This is a genomic window from Streptomyces sp. NPDC054047, from assembly GCF_055585065.1.
Window position 1 is genome coordinate 13,725 of the sequence record NZ_JBVJKV010000022.1, and the last position, 14,759, is coordinate 28,483.

A 14,759-nucleotide genomic window follows, 5' to 3' on the forward strand; every position below is an offset into this window, starting at 1 on the left:
CGCTCGGCCACGCCAACAGGGCGCTCCTGAAGAGCAGTTGGAAGCGGCCGGCAGCCTTGAGGCGGCCTCGACAGACTGAACCTGCTCGTCGAAACTGGGCGTCGTGGTCGACAGCGCGGTATGGGTTGCGGTCTTCACCGGCGGCACGGCGGTCATGGCGAGTTGGGTGACCACGATCGGGAACGCGCGGGCGGCGAAGGTGCAGGCGGAGTCGTCGGTTCAGGTCCAGTACCGGGACCGTGTGCGCAGCAGCCGGCGCAACGCCTATCTGGACCTGATGGAGCAGGCTCACGTCACCGGCGAGTTGTACTGGAGAGTCGGCGACGCGTATGTCCAACTCGCCGACCAGGCCGCCAGGCTGACGCGTATCGAGGAACTGCGCACGCAACTGCGCGACGTCTTCGATCCGCTCATGCGCTGCGTACGCGTCATCGTGCTGGAGGGTCCCGAGGCAGTTGCCCAGGCTGCGCGCGGCGTGCTGGAAGCAGCATCGGAGGCCAATTCGGCCCTGTGGCGTGTTGCCCAGGAAGACCCACAGGCGCTGGAGCGCTTCGACGAAGCACAGCAGCGCTTCCGGGACCGCCTGGACGAGTTCATCGAGGCGGCCCACGCAGCCGTCAGCGGCCGGTGAGCCAGCAGCGGGCTCTGCTGAACTGCTGTTCGATGACGATTACCTCTCCCTCGAACACGCAGAAAACTATGTTGGCGGGAGTAGACATTGGGTGGCCGTGTGGTTATGGTTTCTCTCGTAGCCCAGAGAGACAGCAAGGCCCGGCAGAGACGAACTGCCGGGCAGCAGTACCCGAAGTTGCAGTGCGCAGGGCGGTACGGCAGTGGAGTTTCGAAGCCAGAGCGGTTGCAGGACGGCGACGGGACTGACGGCCGGACCGGGTGGCCCGCAGTGATCAGGGGCCGCCGTGAAGCAGTACGCATCACCAGCAGTACGCATCACCAGCAGTACGCATCACCGGTAGTAGGCAGTACCAAGCAAATGGTTTCAGCACTGAGGGATGAACGGAGGGGCCGAGCGCCATCAGGATCGCCCGGGCGGATGTCTTGAGTCCGGGTACCGCAGGACATCGATAGTGAGGTGGTCTCCGGTCGAGCAACCGCGATCCCCGCACCCCCGGCAGCACGTCGGTCGGGTCGGCGGAAACAGGAAGTCGGCGCAGTATCAGGGCCGACGGATGGTGTAGCAGTTCCTTCGGGGCCCTGGTGCCATTGGCGCCAGGGCCCCTCTATGCGGTGCGCAGGGGGCCTTTCCGAAACGCTCTGCTCTTGATGGATCAATAACTGCGGCCGCGGGGTGAGGGTTTGGCGCACCGGGCCGGGAGTGTTTTTGCCGTAACGGGCGGAATTGAATTACGCAAGACACGCCGGTCACTAGGGCGTGCTAGTCTCCATGACAGTTGCAGTCTTGGTACCCGAATTTAAAGCGCCTTCGACGGTGTTGTCAGCCGTCGGGAGCGTTTTTCTATTTCCGGTTGCTTCCGGAAGGGGCATCATCGCGGCGACCCGGTATCCGTGCTAGCGAATACCGGCGTACTGCCCCAAAGGAGATATGGCATGGCATCTGGCACCGTGAAATGGTTCAACGCGGCAAAGGGTTTCGGGTTTATCGAGCAGGATGAGAGTGGGGTCGACGTGTTCGCCCACTTCTCGAACATCGCCGCCGACGGCTTCCGTGAGCTGCTCGAGGGGCAGAAGGTTACCTTCGACATCGCCCAGAGCCAGAAGGGCCCGACGGCCGAGAACATCGTTCCCGCCTGACAGTGTCGCCAACCTCGGTTGCCACAGGACCAGCAACACCCGCAGTTTCTTTTCCGTGGATGAGGGGCTCTCGTGCGGCTCCGTCCGTCTGAGTCCCGTATTCCGCACTCGTATCGCCACCTTTCGTTGCCTGCGCCCCTACCGAATTAAGTGCAGGCCAGATTTTCTTTCGCTTCGGCTCGTTCTTGTGGCCCCCGCACCGCTCTCGTACGCGGCGGGAATTCCAGAAAACGAAACGTGCCGTATCGAGGAAGGTTCTGAATGAGCCAAGCACCTACGAACGATCACTCTTCCCGTGACCGTTCAGGATCGCCCGCCCCGAGCAACGGGCAAAAAGCGGTCATGGATATCCGGCGCAGGAACAACGTCACCGTCACGGGCCGGGCGGACGGGCCGGTGCTCCTGCTGGCGCACGGGTTCGGCTGTGACCAGAACATGTGGCGCCTGGTGGTCCCCCTGCTGGCCGAGGACTTCCGGGTGGTGCTCTTCGACTACGTCGGTTCCGGCCGCGCGGACCCCGCGGCCTGGAGCGAGCAGCGCTACAGCTCCTTGGAGGGTTACGCCCTCGATGTGCTGGAGGTCTGCGAGGGGTTGGACCTGCGGGACGTGACCTTCGTGGGGCACTCGGTCAGTGCCATGGTCGGGGTCCTCGCGGCGGCCAGGGCGCCCCAGCGGTTTGCCCGGCTGGTGATGGTGACGCCCTCGCCCTGCTACATCGACGAGGACGGTTACCGGGGCGGGTTCAGCGCGGACGACATCGGCGAGTTGCTGGAGTCGCTGGAGTCGAATTATATGGGCTGGTCGGCGACGATGGCTCCGGTGATCATGGGAAACGGGGACCGGCCGGAACTCGGCCAGGAGCTGACCAATTCGTTCTGCGCGACCGACCCGGACATGGCCCGGGTGTTCGCCCGTACGACGTTCTTGTCCGACAGCCGCGCCGACCTCAAGACGGTCGCCGTGCCGACGCTGGTGCTGGAATGCACGCAGGACGTGATCGCTCCCCGCGAGGTCGGCGCCTACGTCCACGACGCGATCCCCGGCAGCCGTCTGGTCACGCTGGAGGCGACGGGGCACTGCCCGCAGTTGAGCGCACCGCAGGCTACTGCTGAGGCGGTCACCGACTTCCTGGGAGTGGCCCGTTGATGTGCCGCACCGATCAGTACCCGGACGGGGAGCGCGACGTGAACGCCACGGGAGTGGCCTTCACCGCCTTGCTGGAGGACAGCGTGGAGGAGCTGTACGAGCAGGCTCCGTGCGGCTACCTGTCGACGCTGATGGACGGCACGATCGCGAAGATAAACACCACTCTGCTGAAGTGGCTGGGCCTGTCCCGGGGCCAGGTGGTGGGATTGATGCGGTTCACCGATCTGCTCACCGTGGGCGGCAAGCTCTATCACGAGACGCACTACGCCCCGCTGTTGCAGATGAACGGTGAGGTCAGCGGCATCGCCCTGGACATCAAGGCCACCAGCGGGCAGCGGATGCCGGTGCTCGTCACCTCGAAGGTGAAGACCAGCGAGCAGGGCGAACCGATGCTCGTGCGCACCACCGTCTTCGACGCCAGCGATCGCCGCGCCTACGAAACCGAGCTGCTGCGCGGACGCCGGGCGGCCGAAGAAGCGCGGCGGCAGGCCGAGGCCGACCGCGAACGGCTCCAGGAAGCCCTCGCCGTGCTGCAGCGAAGCCTGCTGCCCGCCGAACTCCCCACGGTTCCGGGCCTGGAAGCCGCCTCCCACTACCACACCGCCTCCCCGGACCTTCTCGGCGGAGACTTCTACGACCTGTTCCCCCTCGGCGCCGGACGGTGGGCGTTCTTCCTCGGTGACGTGTGCGGCAAGGGCCCTCAGGCCGCCGCGGTCACCTCGCTGACCCGCTACACGCTGCGGGCGGCGGCCTTGCACGACGCCGACCCCGTCACCGTACTGACCACCTTGAACACCGTGCTGCACGAGCGGTACACCAGCGGCGACACCCGCTACTGCACCGCCATCTTCGGCGTCCTGAGCCCGGGCAGCGACCACGCCGACATACACCTGGCCTCCGGCGGCCACCCCTCCGCGCTGGTCCAGCGCGCCGACGGCACCGCCCACTACCTGCCCACCCCCGGCGGCATGCTCATCGGTGTCCTGCCCCAGCCGCAGTTCGCGCCCGCCCGCACCCAGCTGTTCGCCGGCGACACCCTGCTGCTCTACACCGACGGCCTGACCGAAGCGCGCACCGGCCCCGAGCGTGAGCTCTACGGCGACGACGCCCTGCGTGCCTTCGCCGCCGAACAGCCCGCCACGGGACCCCAGGCCCTGATCGGCGCCCTGACCGGCCTGCTCGCCGGGTTCGGTGACGGACTCGACGACGACACCGCGCTGCTCGCCCTCGGCGTGCCCGCCCCCTCTACCGCCTCCGCGAGTGACGACCCGACATGAGCCCGCTGACGATCACTGCCCGACCCGCGGCCACCGGTCCCGTACTGGCGATCACCGGTGACCTCGACCACCGGACGGCACCCGCGCTCCGCCGGGAGGTGGACCGCCTCACCCTGGACACCGGGCACTTGCTGGTCCTGGACCTGGCCGGCCTGGAATTCTGCGACTCCAGCGGCATCACCGTCCTCCTGGCGGCACGCAACCTGGCCAGGGAACAAGGCGCCGACATGGCCCTGGCGGCGGTGCCCGCCAACACCGTCCGGATCTTGCGCATCGCCGGTCTGGACCGGGTCTTCACCCTCCACCCCGACACGGAAACAGCCACCACTCCCGGCACCACAGCGTCCTGATCACACCGGGCTCGGTCGCGCCGCGGCCCGGCAACGCACCGGTTGCCGGGCCGCCGCCTGGACCAGATCGGCGTCAGTCGGTGATCAGACCCGCACGGAGCTTGGCGACGACCTTGGTGATGAGCCGGGAGACCTGCATCTGCGAGCAGCCCAGCGCTTCGCCGATCTGGGTCTGCGTCAGCTCCTCGACGAAGCGCAGATGGATGAGCTGCCGGTCGCGTTCGCCGAGTTCAGCGATCAGCGGGGCCAGCGAATGGAAGTTGTCGACCAGCTCGAAGCGGTCCTCGTCGACGCTGATGAAGTCGGCCAGAACGGTCTCGGACTCATCGCCCTTGCCGGTCACGGCGGCATCGATGGAAACGGAGTTGTAGCCGTTGGACGCCTGCTGGGCTTCGGTGACCTCGGCCGGCTCCAGCTGCATCAGCTCGGCGAGTTCCGCGGTCGAGGGGGAGCGCCCCAGCCGGGTGCTCAACTCCTCGGTGGCCTTGGACAGTTCGATACGTGCTTCCTGCAGCCGGCGCGGCACGTGCACGGCCCAGCTGGTGTCACGGAAGAACCGCTTGATCTCGCCCGTGATGTACGGGACGGCCAAGGAGGCGAACTCCACCCCGCGGGTCAGTTCGAACCGGTCGATCGCCTTGATCAGCCCTATGGTGCCGACCTGGACGATGTCCTCCATCTCCTGCGGACCGCGGTGCTTGAACCGCGAGGCGGCGTACTGAACGAGAGAGAGGTTCATCTCTATCAGGCAGTTGCGCACGTACTGATACTCGTGTGTGCCTTCCTCGAGCTCTCCCAAGCGGTCGAAGAAGCGCTGAGAGACGGCCCGCGCGTCCATCGGTGTCACCGACGACGGATCTACGTACGCAAGCTCCGCGAGCTCGTCCTCCGCCGCCTGCACTCGCGTCCGACCCTTGGTCGCCACGGCACTCATGCTTATCGCTCCTTGTCTTCAGCTGGCTGGCGCTCCTTCACACCCGGCGACTGCCCCACGATCGATGACTACGCCTCGCTGATTAATTACCTCGTCGCCGAGCATGCGGAAACCTATCACGGCCAAAGTAGCTATTGGATATCGGTGTACTCAAGGTTTCTCCAGCGGCCACGCTGGACAGATGGGAGGGTGCTCGGGCGCACGGCTACCTGGGCGAGACGAGTTCGACCTTGGGAGCGGGAGAGGGGGCGGCGGCGGTGGCCGGGGGCTGGGCGGCGGAGAGGTAGGTGCGACGCCATTGGAGGAAGGGACGTTCGATGCCGTGGAAGGTGACCACAGCTGTGATCAAGGTGATGGGCAGCACGGCCACCACCGTGGTGATGAAGGCATCCACCACCGGGCGTCCGGTCGGCTCGATGCCCCAGCGGTGGGAGACGAACATGGTGACGACCATGTAGTGGAGCAGATAGACGGAGAAGCTCATCTCGCCGACCTTGGCGATCCCGCGCGACACGCGCCCCGTTGAGGAGACGGTGGCCACATAGGTCAGCACCACCAGGGCCCAGAGGGCTCCTTCGACGTCGACCCAGAGCAGACGGCTGGCGCGCCCTTCGTGGAAGGAGTGGGTCTGGTTGAACGCCCAGACCGCGCCTGTCACCAGGGCCGTCGCGAGGCCGACCTTCAGCAGCCCCTGGAACCGCTTGCGATGGTGCACGAAGAACCAGGCGGCCATCATTCCCATCAGGAACTGGTCGATCCTGCCGGCGAGGCTGTAGTAGAGCATCGAGTTGACGTTGATGCCGCCGGCGGCCGAAGCCCACACCAGCGTACGGATGACGGCGACGGCGGCCAGGAGCTTGCAGAGAGCCAGCGGGCCGCTCTTGGTGAGGAGCCTGCTGAACAGCGGGAACAGCAGATAGAACTGCAACTCGACCGCGATGGCCCACCACATGCTCGACACGGCCCCCAGGTTGAGAGACCCGGGCAGATTTCCGAGCCCGATCAGGGACTGCAGCACGGCCGGCAGGTCCGCACGCTGCTTGTACGCCCCGACCCCCAGAATGATCAGCGCGATGTACAGGGGGAAGATCCGCAGTACCCGGTTGCCCAGGAACCGGCCGTAGTGAATGTCCTTGCCCAGGGTGCCGATGGTGAAGATGAATCCGGACAGCACCATGAACAGGGCCACTCCGGTATGGCCTTCCACCACCAGCGTGCCCAGCGGGTTCTCCGTGTACAGCCAGCTGTTCGGGGCGCCGTTCGCGATCTCCCTGAGGTGCGGAGAGATCATGTGCGTACCGTGGCAGAAGAGCACCAGCAAGGCCGCGTAGGCACGCAGATGGTCAACGGACACGAGGTACTGCCGATTGCGGCTGCGCATGAGGTGGCCCCGGCTCTCGTCACCAACGCCGCGACGGCCTCGCGACGGAGAACAGATCAGGGACGACAGCACCATGTACGGCAGCCGAGACAGCACGTACGCGCGAGGAGCTCCTCATTTTGTCGGAAGATTTCACTCATCTGACGGGTGCCGACAGGCGGGGTCGGGGCTCAGACGGCTGCCTCGGCGCACGCTGTCACGTGCGCATTGCGCGCCTCGATGAGCTTGCGCATGTACCGGCCGAGTGCCACCGCCTCCACGCCCGCGCCCAGCAGGCCGAAGGGCGCCGCGAATTCGACCACGTCACGCATCACCGTGCCCCCGCGCCCGTCCGGCGCGAAGCAGTGCGTGTGGTGCCACCGCTTGAACGGCCCGGCCACCTGCTCGTCCACGAAACTTCCGGGCCGCTCGTAGGCACTGATGCGTGAGGTCATCCGCCACCGCATGCCGAAGTGCCGGGCCTCCCAGGTCACGGTGTCACCGAGCGCCATACGTCCGGCCCGAACGCCGCCGATGATCCGTTCCCCGGAGTCGGCCATGGACGCGGTGTGCAGATCCACGTCCAACGACAGGTCGAAGACGGCCGCCGGAGCTGCGGCGATGTGTGTGACGGTCTCGAAACGCTGCATGCGGGAATGCTCGCACGAGCGCCCGACGACCACGTGTCCCGGCTCTCAAGCGGCCGGGGCTGATGGGCGCGTTCCGGCTGGGCCCCGGCGGTGGCTGGTAGACCGAGGGGTCCATAAGGAGTGTCTCCCGACATGTGAAAGCCCCGCACCTGATCGGCGCGGGGCTGGCGGACGGCCGGTTAGCGGAGGGGCGGCAAGGCCTTCTCCGCGTGGTCGATGACGTTTCCGTTGGAGCAGTTGTTGGTGTGGTCGGCCATGTAGTCGCCGAGCACGGGCTGAACAGCGACCTCTTGCAGGCATACGGCTGCTGCGGTGAAGTTCCAGTTGTTCGCGGCGTTCACGCCGCTGCCGAAGTTGCTGTCGTTGTCGGCGTGGGCGGGAGCGGCCAGGGCGATGCTGCCGAGAACGAGTCCGGCAACCGCGGTGATCTTCTTCATGGGCTGTCAACGAACCTCCGTTCGCGAGGTCACTGCCGGCCGGAGGCAGTGGGACTGCACGTGCTCGTCGCGGAGAGGCCGTTGAACCCTCGCTCTCGCAGCCGCGTGGTCACGCAAGCCCCACCCATCGATGTGCCGAAGCCTTCCGAGGGTCAGGCCCCCTTCGCGAAGACAAGTACTTCAGTGGAGGCGAAGCCCATCGGGGCAAGGAAGCTGGCCTCCAGGCCGCAGCCGAGGGTCGCGAAGAGGTCCACGCATGTCCGGCGAGGCATGGCGGCCGGATAGGAGTCGTGCCCCGCGCCGCCCTCCGTCGCCCAGGCGCGCATCGTGGCCGGGTCCAGGCAGGTCTCCGTCATGACGTCGAAGACGATCCGGCCGCCGGGTCGCGTGACGCGTGCCATCTCGAAGAAATAGCGGGAAGTGCCGAGGAAGGTCAGGGTGTTGAAGACCTTGTGGGCCTGAACGAGGTCGATGCTGCCGTCGGGTGTCGGGGCGAGACTGCATCCCGCAGTGGGTTGGGCGACCACGCCGTAGGAGTCCACCAGGTAGTCGGCCCAGGGCGCTGCCGTCTCGTAGATCTCGTAGCGCCCTGGTGAACACTCCTTCAGCGTCTTCTCCAGATACCGTCCGGACCCGGGGCCGATCTCCAGCACCGTGTCCGGGTCGGCTGCGAAGACGCCGAGAGCGCTTAGTTCATCGATGGTGGTCTGGGTGGCGCCAGGCGTCCCGTTCATGACCTCGTCGATGTAGTCCCCGACCGGAAGACCGGCCGCCCGTGCAGCCCGCATCGCTGCCTCGAACGGTATGAAATCGTCCACTCCACCCCGGTTGTTGGTGCTGCGCACGATGTCGAATCCGGCACGCCCCAAGAGCCGCTTGACCCCCGACTTCAACACTGACGTTCCTTTCTCTGCCGCCCTCATCAGGCATGACCCCCCAGGTCGTTTCGAGTCTCGGTCTCGGAATTGCGTAGTGAGTGCCTCGGCCGGCGGGCACGGGCTCGGCTCCGCGCGCAGGTGGCTTGCGGCCATGGCGAGTACGGCGGACGCAGCAGACACTCCGGTGGCGGTGAGAGCACGCCGAAGTCATGGGCGTGCGTGATGGCGTGGTGCGGTGGAGTGCCCGGGAGTTACGGGGCGCAGGGCTGCGCGCGGTGCAGCAGGACCACGAGTGCATGCGGCCGTGGCAGTGTGACGGCCGGTCTGGGCGTCCGTCGGGGCTCCGGCAGGGGCCTGTCCGTACGGTGCAGGACGAGGCTGATGACGTACAGCAGGCGCGCCCACCACCGGCGTACGGTGCCGGCCGCTGCGTACGACAGGAGCACGGGCAGGTTGGCCGTGCTGCGGAAAAGGAGGAACAGAGCGAGACCGGCGAGGAGGTTCAACACGGCCATGGCCAGAGGGTTGTGGTGCCAGGCGGCCGGGAGCCGCAGGTGGTCATCCAGCCGGGCTGCGGGCATAACCGCACCGGTCGGCTCCAGCCAGCCGAGCAGGAGTGTTTGCAGGATGGCGTAGTCCGTCGTCGCGAGGTGCAGTCCCGCGACGAGCGCGGCGCCGGCCAGGGCAAGGGCGATCGCACGGACGGCAGCGCCACTCGCGTGGGGGCGCTGAGCCGAGCGGTGGCGATCGAGTGCAGGGAAGGCCGACATCACCGGACCATCATGACGCACGAGCGCGCGGATTTTAGTATGAATGCGGCATTCCGGCAGTTAGGGCGAGGAATTGGGCGGCCGGTGGGGCGGGTGGGGTCGGTGTCGTCGCGCGTGCCGCATGCCGGGCACGGCGACCCGCGGCGAAAGCCTCAACGAACGTACTGCTGAACGTGTACCTGTTCCGCAGTGGTTATCCGGACCGTCACTCGCTTGAGCGCCGACCACACCTCCACCAGCCACGACCCGTCAGAGATCTCGATGAAGACGATGTGCTGCATGGAGGATGCCGGTACGGCGTCACTGATCATGAGCGCAATCCAGCGCCGCGTCTCCTGCAACTGACCTGAACCAGCAACTGACCTGAACCAGCGCTTCGTTCCTGTGAAGTGCGCATCCAACTTGCTCCGGGATACGCGCGGCGTCGTGCGCTAGACGTCGCTGTCGCCGCTGGGCAGTTCGTTGTGGCCTTCGGTCCAGTTGTTGACCCACCCGCACACCCCGCACGCGTAGCGGCCGTTGACGCCAGACACCTCGGTGCCGCACCGGCGGCAGTCTGTCGTGGTTATCTCCTGAGATTCCAGGAACGCCATGGCCAGCGTCTGGGGCAGATCGGATGTCATGGCCTCGACCCTACGTCGAACCTTCGAAGGGCTCCAGGCGCACGTCCACCTCAGACAGCGCCCTAAGCCGGGTCCAGGTCGCTCTGCAACATGTGGTGATCTGAGGCAGCGGTGGGTTGCACGCGGTGATTGATCGGGGTGAAGCCTCGCAGGAAGACGTAGTCGAACTTGGTGTGCCAGTCGGTGGTCGGCTCGCAGGTGCCGGTGGACGCGGAATGACACTGGGGGTCCGCGTCGGCGGCCAGGGCCCACATCGGAGCGAGTTCGGGAGTGTCCGGCACGGCGTTGAAGTCGCCCAGGACGATCGCGCGGTTGTGTCGGGTGACCTCTGCGGCGAGTACGCGGACCTGGTCGGCCCGCACTGATTCTTGACGCCGCTGGGCGAGGTGGGTGTTGAAGACCCGGACGGACTCGCCGCCCACCTTGGTCGTGACGGCCATGTAACCGCGGTCCTCGGAGCCGCCGTCGGGGTACTCCGCGGTGCCGTGGTCGGTCATCGGTGCCGCCGAGAGGATCGCCTGGCCGAAGGCGCCCGGACTCCACGGGGCGCCACCGCAGCGGCCCCAATTCTGCAGAACCGTCCCGTACTCGACGTGGTAGACGAGGCCGTGCAGGTTCCGCAGGTACTCCCGGATTCTCTCGACGTCACGTACGCACGCTTCTTGCAGGCCGATGACCTGAGGCGCACGCGCGGCGATCTCCGCGGCCCGGTCGACGTTGCTTTCGTCGCAGGGGTTGCAGATGTTCCACGTCATGACCCGGTTCGGTACGACGTCCCTGACAGCGGTGGGCAGCGACCAGCCGACGAGGGCACCGCCCGGCGCGCTGGGGCCGACGAGCACCAGGCAGGCCACCGTCATGGCGCCCGCGAGCAACCGCGTGCTCCTTCCGAGCACCATCGCCTCCTCTATGTGGATACCCACGGCATCTGACGTCTCCATGCACGAGGTTATGGGACGGGGGCGCCGACAACACCTGCTTCTGATCTTTCACCAGTCTCTTTGCGCCGCTCCCGTCGCGCCCCCGGCGGGCAGCTCCGCGTGCCCCGCAGGCTCGATCGGCGGCGCGAGTGGCCGCTGATGGCCACGGGACGGGGCGCCGAAGCAGGCAGTTCGCGGCTCGGCTACCCTCGGCGCCACTGTCGTTCACTCTGCGATCTGGGCAAGCCGCAACCGCATCGCCCCCCGGGAGACGCCACCTTCATGAGTACGCCACCATCGCCACCTGGGGCGGCGCGGACTGACGGATCATCCGTTCAGATCGGCGCCCTCGTTCCGCTGACCCGGCCCGGCTGGGTCGAGGCAGGCCGGCACGTGCTCGCTGGACTCGAGTTGGCCGTTCGCGAAGTCAACGACTCCGGCGGGATCGGCGGACGACCGCTCGAGCTGCTGGTCCGAGACACCGCGGCTGATCCACAGAGGGCCGCGGCGGCCGTGGACGAGCTGGCTCAGCTGGGCGTGAGCGCCGTGGTGGGGGAGTATCACAGCGTCGTCGCTCGCACCGCTGCCGCCCGGGCGGATGCCCTTGGCCTGCCGTTCCTCTGCTCGTCGGCGGTGCTCGACGCGCTCACCGAACAGCCAACGCAATGGGTGGCGCGCCTCTCCCCGCCGCAGTCCCGGGGCTGGCAGGTCTACGCGGACTTCCTCATCGGCGCGGGGCACAGCCGTATCGCCGTCGCTGCCCAGCCGAGTGTCTACTGGGCAGCGGGGACCCGCATTCTGCGCGACTACCTCGCTCCACGCGGCGGCACCGTCATCGAACTCGACATGGGTGCGCTCGCCCCCACGGAGGTGTGCGACGAACTCGTCGACCAGCGCGCCACAGCCCTCCTCCTTCTGGTCGGCCACCCGGAACCGGCGGTGCCGATCGTCAAGTCCGTCCGCCGGGACCACCGTGTCGCCGACATCTTGATCGGTGCGCCGGCCGGACAGCCGGAATTCGCCGAATGGGCCACGTTGCTGGGTGAGGACAGTGCCGCGATCCCGTTCTTGCGCTACCTGCCCGAACGCCTCAGTCCCCTCGGCGTACGAGTCGAGACGGCCCTTCGCGAGCGGCTGGCCGAGGCGCCCTGCTTCGTCGCCTTCGAGGGCTACGACACGATCACCGTCCTCGCCGACGCGCTGCGCTCTCACGGCACGGACCGGGCGCGCATCGCCGAATCCTGGCCGCACGCCGGAGTCGAAGGAACCCGCGGGAAGATCCAGTTCTCCCGTACGCCAGGCATCAGCGTCTGGCAATGGGCTTGGCCGCCCGTCCAAGTAGTTGATCGGGATCCGGAGGAACCCGACCGCTTCCGGATCCTCCACACCGGCTGAGAAAGCATGGAGGGAGCAGGGAGCAGGGAGCAGGGAGCACGGAGGTCCGGGTCGGGCTGATCTGAGCAGTCTGAGACATCACACGTGCCGAGCAGACGTAGCCGGTCCGAACTCGGGTGGCGGCTTGTCGGCGGGATGCTCTCTCAGCCTTGCAGCAGGCTGTCCAGCACGCTCGTGATGAGTCCGGTCAGTGGCAGGAGCGTCGCGGTCGCGCCGAATGCGGCGAGGATGAGGCCCATGCTCATATGGGCCAGCGCCCGGCCGCCGCGGACCCTGCTGAGGTCCTGCGGATCGTAGGTGACGTCCACGGCCGGGTTCCGGCCTCGCGTCATCACGGTGACCGACGACTCGTGGGTCACCGTGCGGCCTTCGGCCGTCGTGAACCGCAGGACCGGGTTCATGGCCTGCTGCTTGGGTGACGTGCGGTACTGGACGATCTGACCGGGCACCGTCACTCCGCGGCGCCGCAGGATCCACGGGTCGCGCAGGAAGAACTTCCAGGCCACTGTCAGCAGCCCGGCGCCGAGGGGCAGCAGGAACGCGGCAGCGCTCAACCAGCCCCGTTGGTCCGGTGCGTCGAGGACGGTGAACAGCAGGACGAGCAGCAGCAGATAGCCGCACACCCCCATGCTCACCCGGGCCGCCCGGGTGGTCGGCGCGAGCGGCGCTCGGGGTGTGCGCCCGGTGGTCACCAGTGCCACTCCGTCCGCCACCGGCGTGACGCCCTCCATGGCCTGCCGCAGCCCTTCGGCGAACGTACCCACGGCGTTCCCGTTGCCGCTGCTCACCCGGAAGCCGTCCCCCGAGGTGTCGCCGCTGATCCGCAGCCGCACCGAGCTCCGGCCATCACACTCCACGGCGCCGATGGCCCGCAGCGGTATCCGCCAGGTCGCGCGCCCCCGCACCACACGGACCTCCCCGCTCTCCAGTCGCATGGCGCCACCGCGCCCTTTCAGAACAATCTTCAAGTCCCGCCCCATGAGCGGATCTTAGGGCCTACCAGCCTCAGGAGCCCTTTCCCGACCGAATCGAGTCATGCGGTGGGTGGACCAGGACGTTTACCGATCCCGGTTCCGCGCCGCCGGCCCTCTCACCTTTGTCGGCCTTGGCTCCGGAGCCCGCACTCGTCGGCTACCTCGGGTCGCGGTTGAACTGCGCCATCGACCAGCGGTAGCCGAGCGCGATGAGGCCGATGCACCAGGCGAGTGCGAGCCAGCCGTTGTTGCCGATCTCGGTGCCGAGCAGCAGGCCGCGCAGGGTCTCGATGGCCGGGGTGAAGGGCTGGTAGTCGGCGAACGGCTGGAACCAGCCCGGCATCGTGTCGGCGGGGATGAAGGCGCTGGAGATGAGCGGCAGCAGGATCAGCGGCATGGCCATGTTGCTGGCCGCCTCGGCGTTGGGGCTGGCCATGCCCATCCCCACCGCGATCCAGGTCAGCGCCAGGGCGAACAGCGTGAGCAGTCCGAACGCCGCCAGCCATTCCACGGCCGTGGCGTCGGTGGAGCGGAAGCCGATGGCCACACCGACGGCGCCGACGAGGACTGCGCTGGCGATCGACTGCAGCACGCTGCCGACGACGTGCCCGATGATCACGGAGCCTCGGTAGACCGCCATCGTACGGAAGCGGGCGATGAGGCCCTCGGTCATATCCATGGAGACGTACACCGCGGCCCCGATCACGGTGCTGCCGATGGTCATCATCAGGATGCCCGGCACGATGTAAGCGATGTAGTCGGAGCGGTCGGCCCCGCCGCCGCCGATGCCCGCGCTCATCACGTCGCCGAAGATGTAGACGAAGAGCAGCAGCATCATGATCGGCGTGAGCAGCAGATTCAGGGTCGCGGACGGGTAGCGCCACGCGTGCAGCAGATTGCGGCGCAGCATCGTGTTCGAGTCGCGGACGGCGAGGGAGAGGGAGCTCATCGGGCGTCATCCTTGGTCTGGTTGGGGACGGCGGTGCCGCTGGTCAGGGCGAAGAAGACGTCGTCGAGGTCGGGGGTGTGCACGGTCAGTTCGTCGGCCTCGATGCCCTCCGAGTCGAGCCAGTCGAGGATGGAGCGCAGTTCCCGTTGGGTGCCGTCGCTGGGGAGCTGGAGTGACATCGCTTCGTCGTCGCGGGCGGTCCCTTGGAGGGTGGATGCGGCGGCTTGGTACGCGGTCGGGTCGGTGAAGCGGAGGCGGACGTGGCCGCCGGGGATCAGGCGCTTGAGCTCCTCGGCGCTTCCCTGGGCGGCGATTTTGCCGTTGTT

General features: G+C 67.3%; 16 protein-coding genes and 1 pseudogene. 6 read left to right on the plus strand and 11 right to left on the minus strand.

Annotated features, from left to right (window positions below):
* The first annotated feature begins 103 nt into the window (after window positions 1-103).
* The 5 genes from ACZ6ZP_RS42955 to ACZ6ZP_RS42975 all read left to right on the plus strand — a co-directional run bounded on the left by ACZ6ZP_RS42955 (window position 104) and on the right by ACZ6ZP_RS42975 (window position 4,543).
* Window positions 104-631 (plus strand): hypothetical protein, encoded by a 528-nt coding sequence (locus tag ACZ6ZP_RS42955; RefSeq protein ID WP_366464935.1) that lies wholly within the window; start codon window positions 104-106, stop codon window positions 629-631.
* Between the two features lie 935 nt (window positions 632-1,566).
* Window positions 1,567-1,770, plus strand: a complete 204-nt coding sequence (locus ACZ6ZP_RS42960) for a cold-shock protein (protein WP_361473889.1) — start codon at window positions 1,567-1,569, stop codon at window positions 1,768-1,770.
* A gap of 342 nt (window positions 1,771-2,112) precedes the next feature.
* Entirely contained in the window at window positions 2,113-2,916 is an 804-nt protein-coding gene (locus tag ACZ6ZP_RS42965; protein ID WP_366464936.1) for an alpha/beta fold hydrolase, read from the plus strand.
* Window positions 2,916-4,193: a SpoIIE family protein phosphatase gene (locus tag ACZ6ZP_RS42970; RefSeq protein ID WP_366464937.1), complete on the plus strand. Its 1,278-nt coding sequence runs from the start codon at window positions 2,916-2,918 to the stop codon at window positions 4,191-4,193. The genes ACZ6ZP_RS42965 and ACZ6ZP_RS42970 overlap by 1 nt, the downstream gene beginning before the upstream one ends.
* The gene (locus tag ACZ6ZP_RS42975; protein ID WP_351168235.1) at window positions 4,190-4,543 is read left to right on the plus strand and encodes an STAS domain-containing protein; all 354 of its coding nucleotides are present in this window, start codon (window positions 4,190-4,192) and stop codon (window positions 4,541-4,543) included. The genes ACZ6ZP_RS42970 and ACZ6ZP_RS42975 overlap by 4 nt, the downstream gene beginning before the upstream one ends.
* Before the next feature lie 73 nt (window positions 4,544-4,616).
* Here ACZ6ZP_RS42975 and ACZ6ZP_RS42980 read toward each other — a convergent pair whose 3' ends face one another.
* From ACZ6ZP_RS42980 to ACZ6ZP_RS43015, 8 genes are all read right to left on the minus strand, one after another.
* Window positions 4,617-5,477 carry a SigB/SigF/SigG family RNA polymerase sigma factor gene (locus tag ACZ6ZP_RS42980; RefSeq protein ID WP_366463122.1) on the minus strand — a complete coding sequence of 287 codons (861 nt, stop codon included), beginning with the start codon at window positions 5,475-5,477 and terminating at the stop codon, window positions 4,617-4,619.
* A 205-nt stretch (window positions 5,478-5,682) separates the two neighbouring features.
* Complete coding sequence (locus tag ACZ6ZP_RS42985; protein WP_383822168.1) at window positions 5,683-6,933, minus strand: acyltransferase family protein; 1,251 nt, start codon at window positions 6,931-6,933, stop codon at window positions 5,683-5,685.
* A 95-nt stretch (window positions 6,934-7,028) separates the two neighbouring features.
* A complete protein-coding gene (locus tag ACZ6ZP_RS42990) occupies window positions 7,029-7,487 on the minus strand; it encodes an SRPBCC family protein (RefSeq protein WP_351168232.1) in 459 nt (152 codons plus the stop codon).
* Window positions 7,488-7,666: 179 nt separating this feature from the next.
* Window positions 7,667-7,924 (minus strand): hypothetical protein, encoded by a 258-nt coding sequence (locus tag ACZ6ZP_RS42995; RefSeq protein ID WP_366463120.1) that lies wholly within the window; start codon window positions 7,922-7,924, stop codon window positions 7,667-7,669.
* 152 nt (window positions 7,925-8,076) lie between these two features.
* Window positions 8,077-8,847 carry a methyltransferase domain-containing protein gene (locus ACZ6ZP_RS43000; RefSeq protein WP_399978535.1) on the minus strand — a complete coding sequence of 257 codons (771 nt, stop codon included), beginning with the start codon at window positions 8,845-8,847 and terminating at the stop codon, window positions 8,077-8,079.
* 206 nt (window positions 8,848-9,053) lie between these two features.
* The gene (locus ACZ6ZP_RS43005) at window positions 9,054-9,572 is read right to left on the minus strand and encodes a hypothetical protein (protein WP_399978532.1); all 519 of its coding nucleotides are present in this window, start codon (window positions 9,570-9,572) and stop codon (window positions 9,054-9,056) included.
* 431 nt (window positions 9,573-10,003) lie between these two features.
* Window positions 10,004-10,195: a hypothetical protein gene (locus tag ACZ6ZP_RS43010; RefSeq protein ID WP_351168224.1), complete on the minus strand. Its 192-nt coding sequence runs from the start codon at window positions 10,193-10,195 to the stop codon at window positions 10,004-10,006.
* Window positions 10,196-10,257: 62 nt separating this feature from the next.
* Entirely contained in the window at window positions 10,258-11,136 is an 879-nt protein-coding gene (locus tag ACZ6ZP_RS43015) for an endonuclease/exonuclease/phosphatase family protein (protein WP_469410565.1), read from the minus strand.
* A 261-nt stretch (window positions 11,137-11,397) separates the two neighbouring features.
* On the opposite strand from ACZ6ZP_RS43015, the gene ACZ6ZP_RS43020 reads away from it, so the two are divergent.
* A complete protein-coding gene (locus ACZ6ZP_RS43020) occupies window positions 11,398-12,510 on the plus strand; it encodes an ABC transporter substrate-binding protein (RefSeq protein WP_469410566.1) in 1,113 nt (370 codons plus the stop codon).
* Window positions 12,511-12,653: 143 nt separating this feature from the next.
* Here ACZ6ZP_RS43020 and ACZ6ZP_RS43025 read toward each other — a convergent pair whose 3' ends face one another.
* The 3 genes and pseudogenes from ACZ6ZP_RS43025 to ACZ6ZP_RS43035 all read right to left on the minus strand — a co-directional run.
* A complete protein-coding gene (locus ACZ6ZP_RS43025; protein ID WP_469410567.1) occupies window positions 12,654-13,445 on the minus strand; it encodes a DUF3592 domain-containing protein in 792 nt (263 codons plus the stop codon).
* Between the two features lie 196 nt (window positions 13,446-13,641).
* Window positions 13,642-14,433, minus strand: a complete 792-nt coding sequence (locus ACZ6ZP_RS43030; RefSeq protein WP_469410568.1) for an ABC transporter permease — start codon at window positions 14,431-14,433, stop codon at window positions 13,642-13,644.
* Window positions 14,430-14,759, minus strand: a pseudogene (locus ACZ6ZP_RS43035) (ABC transporter); the annotation flags it as partial. The pseudogene ACZ6ZP_RS43035 and the gene ACZ6ZP_RS43030, both read right to left, overlap by 4 nt.

Coding starts and splice junctions, on each gene's coding strand:
- ACZ6ZP_RS42960 (WP_361473889.1), top strand. CDS start 1,567: ATGGCATCTGGCACCGTGAAATGGTTCAACGCGGCAAAGGGTTTCGGG.
- ACZ6ZP_RS42965 (WP_366464936.1), top strand. CDS start 2,113: ATGGATATCCGGCGCAGGAACAACGTCACCGTCACGGGCCGGGCGGAC.
- ACZ6ZP_RS42970 (WP_366464937.1), top strand. CDS start 2,916: ATGTGCCGCACCGATCAGTACCCGGACGGGGAGCGCGACGTGAACGCC.
- ACZ6ZP_RS42975 (WP_351168235.1), top strand. CDS start 4,190: ATGAGCCCGCTGACGATCACTGCCCGACCCGCGGCCACCGGTCCCGTA.
- ACZ6ZP_RS42980 (WP_366463122.1), bottom strand. CDS start 5,477: ATGAGTGCCGTGGCGACCAAGGGTCGGACGCGAGTGCAGGCGGCGGAG.
- ACZ6ZP_RS42985 (WP_383822168.1), bottom strand. CDS start 6,933: ATGGTGCTGTCGTCCCTGATCTGTTCTCCGTCGCGAGGCCGTCGCGGC.
- ACZ6ZP_RS42990 (WP_351168232.1), bottom strand. CDS start 7,487: ATGCAGCGTTTCGAGACCGTCACACACATCGCCGCAGCTCCGGCGGCC.
- ACZ6ZP_RS42995 (WP_366463120.1), bottom strand. CDS start 7,924: ATGAAGAAGATCACCGCGGTTGCCGGACTCGTTCTCGGCAGCATCGCC.
- ACZ6ZP_RS43000 (WP_399978535.1), bottom strand. CDS start 8,847: ATGAGGGCGGCAGAGAAAGGAACGTCAGTGTTGAAGTCGGGGGTCAAG.
- ACZ6ZP_RS43005 (WP_399978532.1), bottom strand. CDS start 9,572: ATGTCGGCCTTCCCTGCACTCGATCGCCACCGCTCGGCTCAGCGCCCC.
- ACZ6ZP_RS43010 (WP_351168224.1), bottom strand. CDS start 10,195: ATGACATCCGATCTGCCCCAGACGCTGGCCATGGCGTTCCTGGAATCT.
- ACZ6ZP_RS43015 (WP_469410565.1), bottom strand. CDS start 11,136: ATGGAGACGTCAGATGCCGTGGGTATCCACATAGAGGAGGCGATGGTG.
- ACZ6ZP_RS43020 (WP_469410566.1), top strand. CDS start 11,398: ATGAGTACGCCACCATCGCCACCTGGGGCGGCGCGGACTGACGGATCA.
- ACZ6ZP_RS43025 (WP_469410567.1), bottom strand. CDS start 13,445: ATGCGACTGGAGAGCGGGGAGGTCCGTGTGGTGCGGGGGCGCGCGACC.
- ACZ6ZP_RS43030 (WP_469410568.1), bottom strand. CDS start 14,433: ATGAGCTCCCTCTCCCTCGCCGTCCGCGACTCGAACACGATGCTGCGC.